Source organism: Mesobacillus sp. ABV4_180 (genome assembly GCF_056158485.1).
In genome coordinates this window covers 3,796,645-3,811,923 of the sequence record NZ_JBSWTJ010000001.1, presented here as the reverse complement: position 1 = coordinate 3,811,923, position 15,279 = coordinate 3,796,645, and the positions used below count along the sequence as shown (strand labels likewise).

The window sequence follows — 15,279 nt, the reverse complement described above, 5'->3', positions numbered from 1 at the left end:
AGATTATACACTCATTTATAGGAAAATATAACTATAAATTCGAGAATTTATAATTAATTTTTCATATAAATACCTAATGAGGTAATGCGGATGTGAATAAAAATTTTTAATCCCTTTAACTGTTACCATTTTATCCCTATAATTGGAGATTCATAATGAGCCAGAGACAGATTTTTATATAGGGCTGAAGGCTGAGGAGGAGTAGGCAAATAAAAGTAGAATACTTTTAGTAGAGAACAGTGAGGTGAGAGGATGTTTAGTCAAATCCCCTTTAAATGCAGGATGGAATGGGGAAGGCGCGGGGCGCGAGATGCAGCGGATCGCGGAGATATTGTCATTGTTGTCGATGTGCTCAGCTTTTCGTCAACAGTTGTTTCAGCTTTGAGCGCGGGAGCAGTCATTTTTCCATATCCACCTGACCTGGACGGGAAAAAATATGCGGACAGCATTGGAGCTGAATATATTCTTGGCAGAGCAGAAGCAGCCAGGGCTGGGCGGCCGACATTATCGCCCGTTACCTTTAATGAGGAGCACCGATGTAAAAAGTACGTATTAACTTCACTCAATGGCGCTTATTGTTCGTGGATTGCTTCTAAGGTGCCTGCACTGCTGATTGGATCATTGCTCAATGCTTCTGCTGTTGCGGAGACCGCTGACAGGATCCAGCAGGAAACAGGAGCCGGAATCACAGTGGTGCCAAGCGGTGAAATGTGGAATGGCACACGTGAAAATGAAGACAAGCTGCGGCCCTCGGTTGAGGATTATTTAGGAGCAGGTTCGATTCTTGCAGGGCTTAATGGTGAAAAGTCACCGGAAGCAGAAGTTTGCACCGGAGCATTTAATCATTCAGCAAAAAGACTGAAAGACCTGATTTGGGAATGCGGAAGCGGCCGCGAGCTGAGGGAACGGGGCTATGAGGAGGATGTTCTTTTTTGCAGCCAGCTCAATGTGACTGACATTGTGCCAATCATGAAAGAAGGAAGGTTTATTCAATTTAAATAGAAAGTGCCTGGCATTGTACTGCACCCCAAAAGTTAGAGTGAAATCTAACCTTTGGGGTGCATTTTTATGGTCAAATATAGTGAAGGCTTTAAGTTAAAGTTAGTTAAAGAATATCAAGCTGGGAAATTGGGTTATGACCTTTTGGCTAAAAAGTATAGTATGAAGAGCAGTACACCAATTAAAAGATGGGTAAAATCGTATGAGAAATTCGGAGAGAAAGGATTAAGAAGAAAGATGAGGAAAGTAACTTATTCTGTTCAATTCAAGCTGGAAGTATTAAGCTTTATGAAAAGAACAGGTTCTTCAGTTACTGAAACAGCCCTTGAATTTGGTTTAAACAATCCCTCTTTGTTAGGTTCATGGAAGAAGGCTTTTCTTGAGGGTGGCGCTGAAGCCCTGGATAGACCGAAAGGAAGGCCATCCATGTCTGATAAAGCTAATAACAATAAAGGTAAAAAGATTGAAGAAAAAGAAATGACATATGAACAAAAATTGGAACGGGAAAACGAGCTTCTTCGTTTGGAGGTAGAGTACTTAAAAAAGTTGCGAGCTTTTCAGATGGATCCGGAAGACTATCTCGAAAAGCACAAGCAGCGTTATCATTCGAACTCAAAGAAACCTTCAAACTAAAAGATGTTTTACAGGTAGTTGGCATTCCTGAATCCTCGTACCACTATCATATAAAAATGATGAAGAGGACCAATCCGGACCATCAGTTGGAGGAAGTTATTCAATCCATTTTCGAAGAAAATGACCGAAATTACGGTTATCGACGCATCACATTAAACTTGAAAAATAGTGGGCGCAAAGTGAATCATAAAAAGGTCAAACGCATCATGGATAAGCTTGGGCTCAAATGTGAGAAGTACAGTCGAAAATCACGAAAGTATAGTTCCTATAAAGGAAAAATTGGCACCATTGCCAAAAACCGAATCAATCGTCGTTTTTACACAAATGTTTGTCATCAAAAATTAACCACAGATATTACAGAATTCAAGTGTTCAAACCATGTAAAACTATATCTGAATCCAATTATGGACATGTTCAATGGGGAAATTCTTTCGTATGGGATCAGTATGCGTCCAACCTTAGAATTAGCACTTAAACCTTTAGAAGAAGCTCTCGAGATTGTAAAAGATTCAAAGTACAGGACTACTGTTCATTCAGATCAAGGCTGGCATTATCAACATAATCAATGGGTAAAAACACTCAAGAAAAACAAGGTGTTTCAGAGTATGTCACGAAAAGGAAACTGTATAGATAATTCCCCGATGGAGAACTTTTTCGGGTTACTGAAACAGGAAATGTATTATGGGGAACCACTGTGCTCCTTTGATGAACTAAAAAAGAGGATTGAAGATTATATCAATTATTATAATAACAAGCGTATAAAGCAAAAATTGGCAGGCATGAGCCCGGTTAAATACCGAATCCATACCAGCCAATTAGCTGCTTAATTTAAAACTCTAACTTTAAGGGGTCAGCTCACATGAAGCCGGGCACTTTTTATCGTACGTGGGGACTTAGGTTAATTTTCTTATATTGAAATTATCTTCAAGCAATGCCCAGTTTTGCGGGAATGGGTAGCCCAGGACCCAGTAGCTGACGCCCCGCAAGTTGTATTGTTTGATCAGGTCAAATTTGGCCTGTGCGCTGCGGGCGTCCTCGAACCATACTTCATGTCCGCGGCCCTGTTCATCGGTGTAGCGGAAATAAGGAGATGCGGCCACATTATCATACTGGATGGCTGCACCATATTTGATGGCTCGCTTGACAGCCTCCTGCGGGCTGTAAGTCTCTGCTTCCTGGCCTTCGACATGGGGAATGACCCAGTCTCTCGCATATAGCTGGAACCCCATGAGGATTTTATTTCTTGGGATGGCCGTGATCGCATAATCAAGCACCCGTTTGATTTCATTCAATGGCGAAACAGCACGTGGCGGCCCGAAGCGGTATCCCCATTCGTATGTCATCAATACAACAAAATCCGCAATCCTGCCATGGGCGGGATAATCATGGGCTTCATACAATAATCCTTTCTGGTCTGCGCTTATTTTCGGAGCAAGGGAGGTCGAAACAAAATATCCTTCCTTATGGAGTGCATCCACGGCTTCCTGAAGAAACGTATTGTATAGCTCCCGGTCTGCCGGGAGGACATTTTCAAAGTCAATGTTCAAGCCGCGGTAAGCTTTTTCCCTCATGACAGAAAGGATGTTGTTCAGCAGATTGCTCCGGTGTTCCTCGCTTGCAAGTACTTCGTGGGCAATGTTTTCACCTGTTTCAGTCGTTGTAAAATTGGTGATCGACATCATTGGCAATGCCCCCTTTGCAAGACCTGTCTGGATGGCATCGGTATCATCCTTCATGTAAAGGACAAGTGACCCGTCTGGCTGGATGACATAAGCGAAAGGTGCGATATAGGTCATAAGGTCGGCGACTTCACCGACCAATTCAACTGCTTGCTCGTCTGAATGGTAAGTGAATGCATTCGATTCGATTGTTGGTTTGGGCCTTGGGATAACGATAATCGTTCCGGGATATAACAGGTTAGGATTTTGGATTTGATTAGCCTTGATGATCGATTGGACTGTCACACTATAGCGCTGGGAAATCTGCCATAGTGTTTCGCCGCGCTGGATGGTGTGCCGGATTGCGGGGATACGGAGCACAGTGCCAGGATATATGAGGGCAGGGTTAGTGATGCCATTTGCCCGGACAATGGCATCCGCAGTCGTACCATACCGCTGTGCGATTGACCACAATGCTTCCCCGTACCGGACTGTATGGAATGCATCATATGATGGAATCAGCAAAGCCTGGCCAACGGCCAACTGATTTGGGTTTTCCAGTTCGTTAAGTTCGGTGATTTGCTCAATGGTCACTTGATAGCGGTTTGCAATTTGCCACAGTGATTCTCCTCTTTGGACAACATGAATGATCATAATGAACCTCCCTTAGGAAAAAGTCCTACAATATGCTATGAAGAAAAATTAGATTATATGTTGAGAGAGAAGTTTTTATGGTAAAATCCTAGGAATATAAATTCATAATTGTTAAGTCATGAAAGGGAATTTCATTATGTTATTGCTAAAAAGCATCATCCTCGGTTTCTCGGTTTCGGCACCTGTTGGGCCAATCGGCTTGCTTTGCATCCAAAGGGTACTGGCAAGTGGCAGGACTGCAGGGTTCTTAACAGGATTTGGAGCGGCTACGGCGAATATCATATATGCCATTATAGCGGCATTCGGTTTTTCAGTGATCTCGGCGTTTTTGATTGAGCAGCAGCTTTTATTAAAAATCGTCGGCTCCGCGTTTTTATTTTATTTAGGAATCAAAACATTTTTGAAAAAACCAGCAGATTCCGCTGCAAATTTGCGAGGGGAAAGCCTGATGGGCATGTATTTATCTACGTTCCTGCTGATGATCACCAACCCTGTGACCATCTTGAATTTTGCTGCCATGTTTGCGGGCCTTGGATTTGACCAGGAAGGGAATCAGAAATTAGCAGCAATCACGCTCATCGCCGGTGTATTTATCGGGGCAGCAGCCTGGTGGATCCTGCTCAGCTTTGCTGTCAGCTTATTCAAAAACAAAATCACTCCATATCTGGGTGTGGTCAATAAAATCGCAGGCCTGTTGATCGTTTTTCTTGGGGTTTTAGCCTTTACAAGGTAAATGTGATGCAAAGGATTTTTCATTTAGAAAGGTAGGGGAGAAATGTATGGAGCTTTGGGAAGGATCAGCAGGTATATGTGTCAATGAACATGGTGAAGTTCTGATGGTCCGGCAGGGGAAGGAAGACGAAGAGAAACTTTGGGCCGTTCCTGCTGGTGGAAAAGAGATAGGCGAAACTTTTGAACAATGCTGCATCAGGGAAGTTTTTGAAGAAACCGGATATAAAGTTGAAATCGTTCGCTCGCTCTTTGAAAAAACAGGGGTTACTTTTGGTATAAATGTGAAGGTAAGGTATTTTGAAATACAGGTAACTGGAGGAGAGCCACGGATTCAGGATCCTGACGGGCTGATCCATGAAATTGCCTGGAAAAAGGTGAAGGATATGGGCGAAACTGATTTTGCTTTCCCGGAAGATATTGAGTTTCTTCTGGATTTTTCAAATGGGCTTAAGGTTAAATGAATAACAAAACGCATGGATAATAAATCCATGCGTTTCTTCTATACTTAAACTAATTTTTCGAGGTTTAGGCGCTTGTGGATCGCAAGCATGACTGGAATGCCTACTGCCATAACCGTTAATTCTCCAGCAGCTGTTGTCAGCCATGTAAACCAGAATGGCAATTGGAATGCGAGGTTCAGTTCAATTGCAATCAGGAACATCGTGAACGTGAAGACTAGTGTATTCACAATCATGCGTCCAACGATATTCTTAATATATTTCGCTGTAAAAATCGTGATTAGCAATGAAATCACTGACTGGCCAACTCCAAAGACAAGATCATATGCGACCATTGGCGAAAAGAGCAGGTTTGTCAAAAACACACCCAAAACAATTCCAAAGAAATATTTCTTATTGAAAACAATCAGATGGTTGAACATTTCTGATACACGGAATTGTACATTGGTGAAGCCAAATGGCTGGATGACTGCAGAAACAGCTATATATAGAGCAGCCAGAATCCCATTCCGGACAATCGTTCTAGTATTCATCTTTCATCTCTCCTAGTTTTTTATCGTGGGATGGTTACGAACCACGTTTAATTTGAAAAGCCAATTTCATATTATATAGGATAAAAGACCTTATCACAATAACAATATTTGAGAATAATAGTGAGGAGATTATATATGGAAGTAAGGCGGTACCAAGGTGACGATTTGCTTGAAATATTTAAGTTATTTAAAGAAACCATACTTTCTGTGAACATGAAAGATTATACCAAGGAACAGTGCATGGTGTGGGCAAATAGTTTTACCAATATAGAAATATTGGGAGAGCGTCTTCATAAAAGTGATGCTTATGTTGCTGAACTAAACGGTACAATTGTCGGTTTCGGCAATATTACTGATTCCGGAGAGATTGATCTTCTTTATGTTCATAAGGATTTTCAGAGACTGGGGGTTGCAACTGTAATTCTAAAAGCATTGGAAAGTATCGCGAAAGAGGACCTGACAACCGAAGCCAGCATTACAGCAAGGCCGTTTTTCGAGTCGAAGGGGTATCAGGTGACAGAGAAGCAGATTAAGATAGTCGAAAGTTGCGAATTTGTAAATTTTAAGATGATGAAAGAAATCAGAAAAAGGAATTAAGCAACTTAATATAGAATAAATTGTAAAATTACATAGAAATGTAGGTGAGCATGTGCAAAACGTGATTGAATATTATAATCGGTTCGATGAATGGGGCCGGCTGGACAGAGAGCCAATCGAATTCCAGGTAAACTGGCATTATATAAAAAAATACCTGCCTGATACAGGCCATGTACTTGATAATGGGGCAGGGCCAGGAAAGTACTCAATGGAACTTGCCAGAGAAGGGTACGAAGTGACTCTTACAGATCTGACTCCCAAGCTGGTTGAAGTGGCAAGAATAAAAGCGAATGAACTTGATGTAATAGGTCAATTTAAAGGATTTCATGCGGCTGATGCAAGAGATTTAAATATGTTCCCTGATGGTCATTTTGATGCATCATTAATGCTTGGACCTATGTATCACTTACAGGAAGAGAAAGATCGTGCAAAAGCTCTAAAGGAATTATACAGGGTGACCAAGAAAGAGGGTGTGGTGTTTGTCGCCTTCATGCCAAGGGTCAAGCATATATTTGCATCGCTGATGGCGCCTGGAAATTGGAAGCCTAATGATAATATGGAATCTATTTTACAATTTTCAAAGACAGGATGTTTCAACCATTCAGATGAAGGCAGATTCACAGGTGCTTACTATATTAATATTGAGGACATCTCCCCATTAATGGCTGCTCATGGCTTTGAAGCAATCGAATTAATTGGTTCAAATGTCGGCACATTTTTGAATGATGGACATTGGGATTATTGGAAAAATAAAGGGGATAAAGAGGTAGAGGCAATCGTGAATTTAATTAAGGAGAAAGCTGCTGACCCTTATCTTCTAGGTGTGTCCTCCCACTTGCTTTATATCGGGAGGAAAAAATAGGAGGACTCAATCGAGTCCTCCTATTTTTATGTGTTTAAGCCAATTTGTGATGGCTGGCAAAAATTCAGGAACGAATTTCTTTTCAAGCTGGCTGAATTCCCTGGTGCTGCCGGTTCTGCAATTCCAAAACAGGTGATTGGCATCTGGAATCACTTTATAGCTGACATTAGCAGAGTTCATATAGGTATTGATATTCTGGATACTGGATTCCGGAGGGCAGAGGACATCCTTTTCCCCGAACAACGCCAGCACAGGGCATTTGATTTTAGGAAGTATTGGCACTGGATTGTAATCAACGATGAGATTGATATAATGCTTGTATCCGAACTGGGAAAAAAGTTTTGCGAGATTAAGAAGTGTTTTAATCTTCAATAATGCCAGCTGCCTTTTAAGGAAGGGTTCGTTTTCAACGCGGTGATTCAGGTCAATATCTGTCATGATTTGGTCATACACGGATATATAGGGTCCTGCCAGGGTAATGATGAACTTTACCTCACTTTGATTTGCAGCCGCAAGCTGGGCAATCCAGCCGCCCTGGCTGTGTCCGATCAAACCAATGCGTTCCGAATCTATCTCGTTCCTATTTTGCAGATAGTGAACAGCGGCAAGTGCATCCTTCGCTCTGTCATGAAAGTCCTGGTTCTCCCAGTTGCCGGATGAACCTCCGATTCCCGGCTTATCAAAAAGCAGGACAGCGAAACCTTTTTCAATACAGTGCTCAGCCAATCTAACCCACATTTTGAATCCCCAGGCATCCCCGTACCTTTCTGACTCTGCACCAGATCCGACTAAAAAAGCCATCGCAGGGTGGGGACCTGGAGTATCAGGCAGATAAAGTGTTCCTTGCAATCGTTCCTTTCCGCTTAGGAAAGTTATTTCATCTTTCATCCGAATCTCTCCGTTATCTTGGTTTTCAACTCGATGGAGAATTCTTGCTGTTGAGTATATTATAATTCATTCACAATAATAGTGTACTTTTATCTTCAAATACGTAAATACACAAAAAGAAGGAGCTAAAATAAGAATTTTAGCTCCTTGCGCTTTTCATATATAGAATGAAATTTTTTCTTAGAGAATTGTCTAGCTGCCGCTCCTAACTCCTCGAGACGCTTCGGTCCTGCCACTGAAGTCAAAGAACGACTTCACTGTCAGGCCCTCCAGCGCTTGTCGGAGTTGGGCAGTCGCCTCCGCTTTTCATGTATTAATCTTCATTTTCTTCATCTAGTTCATCTTGCTCTTCCCCATCACTAGGGCCGTTATCCTGGTCTACGCCATCTCCACATGCTGTTAATCCGCCAAATATCATACTGAATGCCATTCCGCCGGCAAGTAATTTCTTTTTCCAATCAGCCATAATTGTCAGCTCCCTTGATAGGTTAATTTTGTAGCTTAAAGAATATCTACCCACGAATCTTTTAAAACAAACTTCCAAGAGTAAAAGTTTTTTACTTAATAAGCTATTTGTTTTGTTAAGTCTGACCGGGGTAAATTAGAAGACCGCTCAATAATAGACTTAGAAAAGTTCCTGAAAAAACTGGCGGTTTAATGTTAATTCTTAAAGAACTGAAGACAATATTCATATATAGAATACTGAAAAAGTTTTTCCTAAATAAGCATGATGAAGGAGCTGAAAATATGGCAGGGATTTTTCAAAATCAAAGAAATACAAAAAACGATGAAGAAAATCAAAGGGGCTACGGCGAACAAGGTATGGTCGCAAGTGCGGTCCGCGAAGCAACCGAGGTTGGCGCAGAAGTGTTAAGGCATGGCGGGAACGCTATGGATGCGCTTGTGGCTGTCCAATTTGCTTTAAGTGTGGTCGAAATTTTCAATACAGGCATAGGTGCCAGCGGCTTCATTATCTATTATGACAATCAAAGAAAAGAAACGAAAATCATACAAGGACACTCGCAGGCTCCTAATGCAGTGACGAAAGATCTCTTCTTAAAGAAGGATGGAACTGTTATCCCTTATTTCGAAAGATCGACCCATCCAACAGCTGTAGCCATCCCGGGAATTATGAAGGCGATGGATACGGCATTGAAGGAGTTCGGGACAATGCCATTGGACAGGCTGATCGAACCTGCAGTCCAATTAGCAGAAAAAGGATTCCGAGTTAATTGGCAGTGGGACCAGGCGATAGAGATCCTTAAGATCCGGATGGGTGAAGAAGCAAAAGCCTTTTTTATCCCTGAAGGCATCCCCAGAGTAGAAGGTGAATGGGTTAAAAATGAAAACCTTGCTAAAACGCTTCGAATCATTCAGAAGGAAGGCGTTGAAGCCATTTATGATGGAGAAATTGGCGATGCTATCATTGAAACTCTGCAAAATATGGGCGGAATCATGTCAAAGGAGGATCTTCGCAATTATGAAGTCAAAATCGAAAATCCTGTAAGGGGATCCTTTAAGGGTTATGATTTGGCAGCACCGGGCTCTCCAAGTGCAGGCGGAATAACATTGATTCAGATTCTTAAGATTCTCGAAAGCTTCAAACTGGAACAATACAACATTTCTTCTTGGGAAAAATATTACCTGCTTGCCGAAACGATGAGACTGGCATTTTCCGATAAGCTCGCCTACATGACGGACCCTGCATTTGGAGAAATTCCTGAGAAGGGTCTTCTTCATCCTGAGTATATAAGGGAAAGGCAAAAGATGATCAATTGGAATGCCAGAAATGCAGAAATTGACTGCGGCAATCCATGGGGATATCAAGGGGAGAACAAAGAGAAAGGTGAGGTAAAAGCATTCAAGACGGGGGGAGAGACAACGCATTTTACAGCAGTGGACAAGTGGGGGAATGTAGCAGCGTGTACTTCCTCGATCGAGCATGTAATGGGGTCGGGAATCATGGTCCCGGGCTATGGTTTCCTTCTGAATAATGACTTGACGGATTTTTACCCGGAACCAGGACACATCAACAGCATCGAAGCGAATAAGTTTCCGGTCAGCACAAAAACACCGACGATCGTTTTTAAGGATGGCAAGCCTTTCATGACACTTGGTTCCCCGGGGGGTCCGACAATCATTGCATCGGTTGCGCAGACTTTAATCAATATTATCGATTACCATATGGACGTAAAGGACGCCATTGAAGAACCTCGGATTTACAACAGTACTGGTCCTTTCATCTGGTGGGAGGAAGGGATGGACCAAAAGGCAAAAACGAAACTTGAGGGAATGGGTTTCGAATTTCTTGACCGGGCAAAACCGATAGGGAATGTCCAGGCGATCCTCATTGACCAGCAGCATGGCAAATTGTATGGAGCAGCAGACTCAAGCCGGCCAGGAGCAGCTATTGGACTGTAAAAAACATTCACGTTTAGGTGACCCTAAGTTGAGGAAATGAAAAAAGGAGAGGAGGGCTATTTTATGGATAAAATAGAAAGCTATCTTGAACAAAAGATGCCCGAAATGAACAGCTTATTGGAGGAACTCGTAAATATCGACAGCGGCTCCTATCATAAAGAAGGTGTGGACAAGGTTGGACAGATCATCAGAGAGAAATTCGAAGAACTCGGAATGTATGTAAAGGTGCACCGAGAAACGGAATTTGGAGACCACCTAGAGATAAAGCACAAGGAAGACAGTGAGCCGGAAATTATCATAATTGCCCATATGGATACAGTCTTTCCGGTAGGGGAAGCAGAAAAACGGCCATATAAGATAATCGGAGATAAAGCCTACGGACCTGGTGTCAGTGATGAGAAAGCCAGCCATGTGTCTGTGCTTTATGCGATAAAGGCCTTGATGGATAATGGATCGGACGCTTACAAGAATGTTCATCTTATTTTTAACAGTGATGAAGAAGTAGGTTCTCGAACATCGAAAGCGATCATTAAGGAAGCGGCTGAAGGAAAGGCTTTTTCGCTCGTCGTTGAATCAGGGCGACCTGGAGATGCAATCGTTACCGAAAGAAAGGGAATTGGCCGCTTTATTTTTGATGTAAAAGGAAAGAGCGCCCATGCCGGGGTAGAACCTGAAAGAGGGAAGAGTGCAATCGAGGAACTTGCCCATAAAGTCATCAAACTGCAAAATCTAAATGACCTGGAAAAGGGCTTATCGGTTAATGTTGGACTTATTAAGGGTGGCATTTCTTCAAACACGATCGCCCCGGATGCCCAGGCACAGGTTGATGTCCGAGTAAAAAACATGGACCAGGCGAATGAGATAACTAGCAAAATAACAGGAATAGCGAACGATGAAGAAGTCACAGGCACCACAACAGAACTTAGTGGACGGATTGGAAGACCGCCTATGGAAAAGGTAGAAGGTACGGAAAAACTGTTGGAGGTCATCCGGGCTGTTGGTGAAGAAATCGGGATGTCGATTCAAGAAGTAAGTACCGGCGGCGGATCGGATGCAGCCTATACTTCAATTGAAGGGGTTCCTACCGTGGATGGGATGGGGCCGCTAGGGGAATTTTCACACAGTGAAACAGATGAGTATGTCGATCTGAAATCCTTTCCGAAACGGACAGCCCTCCTTGCTAAAACAATTGAACGACTTAGTGAAATTTGATATAGGGACCAAAAGCGTAACCTTAGCAATTCTTCGGAAAGCTGCTAGGTTACGCTTTCTTTTTGTATGATTGTGCAACAGAGAGTTATACTTACTAAAAGTAATCATTAACGGCTAAGTAAAATGTTGCTGGATAAGTAAATCTCAGGAGGGGTTAAAGGATGTTTCAACGGGATATAAAAAGTCATTGGACTGTTCAATATGAAGAGAGGGACATGCCTCATGTCCAGGCAGGCATGATATTGAATCCGCAAAACTGGAGGGAATTGGATCCCTTTATACTAATGGCAGAGGACTGGTTCAAGCGCGGCACGTTTTCCGATCATCCGCACCGTGGCTTCCAGACGATCACATATGTTATTGACGGAAGTCTTGAACACATCGACAATCATGGCGGCCACAGCATCCTCGAGGCTGGGGACATCCAGTACATGAACGCGGGAAGTGGAGCAAGGCATGCCGAGGAAGCAGTGGGTCACGACATTGCCCATACACTTCAGCTGTGGCTTAATCTGCCTGGAGAACTGAAAGGCACCAAGACTTCTTATCAGAATGTGTTTTCTGAAGCAACACCGGCAGTCCAGTTTAAAGGCGGCACCCTAAAGGTGTATTCAGGGGAAACAGCGGGAGTAAAAGGGCCGCTGGAACCATTAGTGCCTTTTACATTGTCAGAAATCAGGCTATCAGAGGGTGCCGAGTTTTCATACGAACTTCCTGAAGAACATAATGCGTTCCTATATGTACTATCAGGTGAGATCGAAGCCGGCACGAGCCAAACAACCCTGAAGAAATCATCTGCAGCTTCATTGACCTATAATGAAGCTGGTGAGGGCTCCAGTGAACTATTTGTAAAAGCAAACAAGCGCTCAAAAGTATTAGTATACTCCGGAAAGCCAATCAAAGAAGAAGTGGTGGCCTATGGACCATTCGTGATGAATTCAATGGAGGAGATCCGCCAGGCATACCGGGATTATCACGAAGGAAAGTTCGGCGGGGAAGCGAAGTAGAGAGTGGCTGAGAATTGACGGAATTCTATTCTTCATGTATGATAAATCTATACATTTAAATAGTTCTCCTAAAGGGGAGTAGCTTTTACAACAGAGTCGTCATTACGGAGTTTTCTCCCGGCTTTGTTGGCAACGACAGTTGTTAGCAAGACCTTTGCCAATCCTGGTGAAGGTCTTTATTGTTTTTTAGACCTTCACCAGAGCAGGTGAAGGTTTTTTTATTTGATACTTTTCGTAAACTTTTACTTTGTCAGCGACATAAAATTTAGTAATGGAGTGTGGTTAAAATGAAGAAAAAACAAATGAGGTTTGACCAATTGGTAAAAAAGAACAAAGAGGAACTGCTAGCGGACCAGCAATTGCTTGAGAAAATTGAGAAGCGGTTGGACGAGAAATACGCAAACCCTAAAAAGTAACCATTAACGATCTATGGAGGAATAAGATGCTATTAAGAAAGTATATGTCTTTGTTAGGTGTAGGTTCGGCTCAGATTGATCTCATCTTAGAAAAGGATGTTTTAATGCCAGGTGAATCGGTTAATGGGAAATTCATGATTAAGGGAGGGACGGTTGATCAGGACCTTCAACAGATTGAATGCTCTCTTGTAATGGTGAATTCGAAGACTGAAGCAGAAAAGGTGCTCGATACTGCTGCCATTGAGATGAAAACGCGTATCCAGTCAGACGGTGATGATCAGGTACCTTTTTCCTTTCAGCTGCCACCCGATGTACCCCCATCGAACAAGGATATTTCATATCATTTTAAAACAAAGCTTACATTTGAAAAGGGGATTGAAAGCTGGGACGAAGACATAATCAAGGTAGTAAAAAGTTGATGTGTTGATCCTTCAACTTATAGTAGGAGAATTATTTTGAGCTGATCGAGAAAGGAGTGGAGTCCGATGAATAGATTTGAACAATTAGCCAGGAGTGTCGTTTACTCTGTCAAAGGCTCAAAAGTGACCCTGATTCATCATGACAACAATCTGCAGCTGATCGGAGAGGGAAGAAGTGCCTTCGCATTTCGGATTATCGGATCGAACCTCGTATTAAAGGTCTTTTTCCCTCAGTTTGACTCAGTTGCTGCAGAAGAAGCAGCCATTTATAAGCAGCTTGAGGGCAATCCTTTCTTTCCTGTATTGCATGCATCGGGGAGCAATTATCTGGCGATTGACTATGTTAAGGGAACCACACTGTTTAACTGTCTGGTAAAAGGGATTCCAATTGCGCCTGATCATATAAAAGAAGTTGATAATGCGCTTCAGCTAGCCAGAGAGAAAGGCTTGAACCCATCCGATATCCACCTGAGGAATATCATTATTACACCTGACGGCAATGTACGCCTCATCGATGTGGCTCGGTTCAGACAGACAAAGAGATGTTCTCAATGGGATGATCTGAAAAAGGCATTTCATAAATTTTACAGACATAAGCGTTTCCCTAAAAGAATGCCTGAGTATGCGATGAATATCATCGCTTTCTTTTACAAGAAAGGCCTGCTTCCATCAATTAATTGAACGGAAAATTATATTGATGGAAGCAGCCAAACCCTCTCCCATTCTCCTCATGTACATAAGTTACCACATCGATTTTGCGGAGTAAAAACTTGTCCTGATTTCTGATCCTGCGTTATTATGGTTAATAACAGTGCATTTAGGAATAAGTTTCGTGAACTATATAGATAAATGAAATTGTCGTTGAACATGTATGGAGGAATATTAATGACCGAAGAATTAAAAGTATTAGGGGAAGCCATAGTCAACAAGAAACATGAGATTGCCAAAGCAGTACATGAAGATCGCTATTCCGCAGCTGTTTTGACAGAGGCCCAAAAGCATGAGCTTAACAAAATCGAGCAGCAAATTCTGGAGGTCCGCGCAAACTTCATCTCTTTATTTGGGCAAGCTCTAATCGAGCATGATCATCAGGAAAAGGGATTCGAAAACATCCGGAATTGGGGAAAAGAAACTGGAGAATATATCTATAAGCTCGGCGCATCTCTGGATGAAGCATTGAAAGACACTAGTTATTATCGAGCGCATATCTGGAATGCGATTAAAGAAGAATCAAAAGATATGTCCGCCTCTACTATATTTGATGTGCTTAATGTAATTGACCCATTAATGGACCATGCAATCTACAGCTTTAGCCTGACATTTGTTGAAGCACATCAAAAGAGTCTTGAAAATGCCAAAACGGCATTGCTCGAACTGTCTGTACCAGTCGTACCGTTATTGCCAGGAGTAGGGGTGCTTCCGCTTGTTGGCAACGTTGATACAGAAAGAGCCCAGCTATTGATGGAAGAAACACTGGAACAGGCAGTGAAGCTTAAGCTGACGCACCTGATTTTTGATGTGTCAGGTGTCATGATCGTCGATACAATGGTTGCAGATCAGTTGTTCAAGGTCATCAGCGCGCTATCACTAGTAGGGGTGAAGACCATCATGACCGGCATCCGCCCAGAAGTTGCGCATACGATGGTTACACTTGGACTAAGCCTCGATGGAATTATGGTGAAATCAAACCTTCATCAGGCATTCAAGGAAATCCAGAACCTGCAAAATGCATAAATTATCATAAAGCTGCCCAGGCAGCTTTTTTTGTTGTCAGAAAAGAGGAATTCACC

General features: G+C 42.5%; 17 protein-coding genes, 1 pseudogene and 1 riboswitch. Of the genes and pseudogenes, 14 read left to right on the top strand and 4 right to left on the bottom strand.

The annotated features are described in order from the left end of the window. Positions 1 to 252 precede the first annotated feature (252 nt). The 3 genes and pseudogenes from ACXAEA_RS19480 to ACXAEA_RS19470 all read left to right on the top strand — a co-directional run. On the top strand, positions 253 to 1,002 hold the full coding sequence (locus tag ACXAEA_RS19480; RefSeq protein WP_475097496.1) for a 2-phosphosulfolactate phosphatase: 750 nt from the start codon (positions 253 to 255) through the stop codon (positions 1,000 to 1,002). Between the two features lie 66 nt (positions 1,003 to 1,068). Continuing rightward, positions 1,069 to 1,632: a helix-turn-helix domain-containing protein gene (locus ACXAEA_RS19475; RefSeq protein ID WP_475096935.1), complete on the top strand. Its 564-nt coding sequence runs from the start codon at positions 1,069 to 1,071 to the stop codon at positions 1,630 to 1,632. Further along, a pseudogene (locus ACXAEA_RS19470) lies at positions 1,593 to 2,459 on the top strand (IS3 family transposase); the annotation flags it as partial. The gene ACXAEA_RS19475 and the pseudogene ACXAEA_RS19470, both read left to right, overlap by 40 nt. A gap of 66 nt (positions 2,460 to 2,525) precedes the next feature. On the opposite strand, the gene ACXAEA_RS19465 reads toward ACXAEA_RS19470, so the two are convergent. Continuing rightward, the gene (locus ACXAEA_RS19465) at positions 2,526 to 3,944 is read right to left on the bottom strand and encodes a glycoside hydrolase family 18 protein (RefSeq protein ID WP_475097495.1); all 1,419 of its coding nucleotides are present in this window, start codon (positions 3,942 to 3,944) and stop codon (positions 2,526 to 2,528) included. A 136-nt stretch (positions 3,945 to 4,080) separates the two neighbouring features. Between ACXAEA_RS19465 and ACXAEA_RS19460 the strand changes: the two genes are divergently transcribed. Further along, on the top strand, positions 4,081 to 4,677 hold the full coding sequence (locus tag ACXAEA_RS19460; RefSeq protein ID WP_475097494.1) for a LysE family translocator: 597 nt from the start codon (positions 4,081 to 4,083) through the stop codon (positions 4,675 to 4,677). 46 nt (positions 4,678 to 4,723) lie between these two features. Further along, entirely contained in the window at positions 4,724 to 5,137 is a 414-nt protein-coding gene (locus ACXAEA_RS19455; RefSeq protein ID WP_475097493.1) for an NUDIX hydrolase, read from the top strand. A gap of 44 nt (positions 5,138 to 5,181) precedes the next feature. On the opposite strand, the gene ACXAEA_RS19450 is transcribed toward ACXAEA_RS19455, so the two are convergent. Beyond that, positions 5,182 to 5,667: a QueT transporter family protein gene (locus ACXAEA_RS19450; protein ID WP_475097492.1), complete on the bottom strand. Its 486-nt coding sequence runs from the start codon at positions 5,665 to 5,667 to the stop codon at positions 5,182 to 5,184. Between the two features lie 6 nt (positions 5,668 to 5,673). After that, positions 5,674 to 5,718, bottom strand: a riboswitch (PreQ1 riboswitch). 84 nt (positions 5,719 to 5,802) lie between these two features. Here ACXAEA_RS19450 and ACXAEA_RS19445 point away from each other — a divergent pair. Beyond that, positions 5,803 to 6,264 carry a GNAT family N-acetyltransferase gene (locus ACXAEA_RS19445; protein ID WP_475097491.1) on the top strand — a complete coding sequence of 154 codons (462 nt, stop codon included), beginning with the start codon at positions 5,803 to 5,805 and terminating at the stop codon, positions 6,262 to 6,264. 52 nt (positions 6,265 to 6,316) lie between these two features. Then, the gene (locus ACXAEA_RS19440) at positions 6,317 to 7,126 is read left to right on the top strand and encodes a class I SAM-dependent methyltransferase (RefSeq protein WP_475097490.1); all 810 of its coding nucleotides are present in this window, start codon (positions 6,317 to 6,319) and stop codon (positions 7,124 to 7,126) included. 6 nt (positions 7,127 to 7,132) lie between these two features. On the opposite strand, the gene ACXAEA_RS19435 is transcribed toward ACXAEA_RS19440, so the two are convergent. Both ACXAEA_RS19435 and ACXAEA_RS19430 read right to left on the bottom strand, forming a co-directional pair. Continuing rightward, on the bottom strand, positions 7,133 to 8,014 hold the full coding sequence (locus ACXAEA_RS19435) for an alpha/beta hydrolase family protein (RefSeq protein WP_475097489.1): 882 nt from the start codon (positions 8,012 to 8,014) through the stop codon (positions 7,133 to 7,135). Positions 8,015 to 8,327: 313 nt separating this feature from the next. Beyond that, entirely contained in the window at positions 8,328 to 8,480 is a 153-nt protein-coding gene (locus tag ACXAEA_RS19430; protein ID WP_475097488.1) for a hypothetical protein, read from the bottom strand. A 281-nt stretch (positions 8,481 to 8,761) separates the two neighbouring features. Here ACXAEA_RS19430 and ggt point away from each other — a divergent pair, with 281 nt between their 5' ends. The 7 genes from ggt (at position 8,762) to ACXAEA_RS19395 (ending at position 15,223) form a co-directional block, all read left to right on the top strand. Next, positions 8,762 to 10,435, top strand: coding sequence for a gamma-glutamyltransferase (gene ggt, locus ACXAEA_RS19425; protein ID WP_475097487.1), 1,674 nt, complete (start codon positions 8,762 to 8,764; stop codon positions 10,433 to 10,435). Positions 10,436 to 10,498: 63 nt separating this feature from the next. After that, positions 10,499 to 11,647: a M20 family metallopeptidase gene (locus ACXAEA_RS19420; RefSeq protein WP_475097486.1), complete on the top strand. Its 1,149-nt coding sequence runs from the start codon at positions 10,499 to 10,501 to the stop codon at positions 11,645 to 11,647. A 161-nt stretch (positions 11,648 to 11,808) separates the two neighbouring features. Continuing rightward, entirely contained in the window at positions 11,809 to 12,654 is an 846-nt protein-coding gene (locus tag ACXAEA_RS19415; RefSeq protein WP_475097485.1) for a pirin family protein, read from the top strand. Positions 12,655 to 12,941: 287 nt separating this feature from the next. Further along, complete coding sequence (locus tag ACXAEA_RS19410; RefSeq protein ID WP_475097484.1) at positions 12,942 to 13,070, top strand: FbpB family small basic protein; 129 nt, start codon at positions 12,942 to 12,944, stop codon at positions 13,068 to 13,070. A gap of 26 nt (positions 13,071 to 13,096) precedes the next feature. Further along, positions 13,097 to 13,489, top strand: a complete 393-nt coding sequence (locus ACXAEA_RS19405; protein WP_475097483.1) for a sporulation protein — start codon at positions 13,097 to 13,099, stop codon at positions 13,487 to 13,489. A gap of 66 nt (positions 13,490 to 13,555) precedes the next feature. Further along, positions 13,556 to 14,170 (top strand): protein kinase family protein, encoded by a 615-nt coding sequence (locus ACXAEA_RS19400; protein ID WP_475097482.1) that lies wholly within the window; start codon positions 13,556 to 13,558, stop codon positions 14,168 to 14,170. A gap of 204 nt (positions 14,171 to 14,374) precedes the next feature. Then, entirely contained in the window at positions 14,375 to 15,223 is an 849-nt protein-coding gene (locus tag ACXAEA_RS19395) for an STAS domain-containing protein (RefSeq protein ID WP_475097481.1), read from the top strand. Positions 15,224 to 15,279 lie beyond the last annotated feature (56 nt).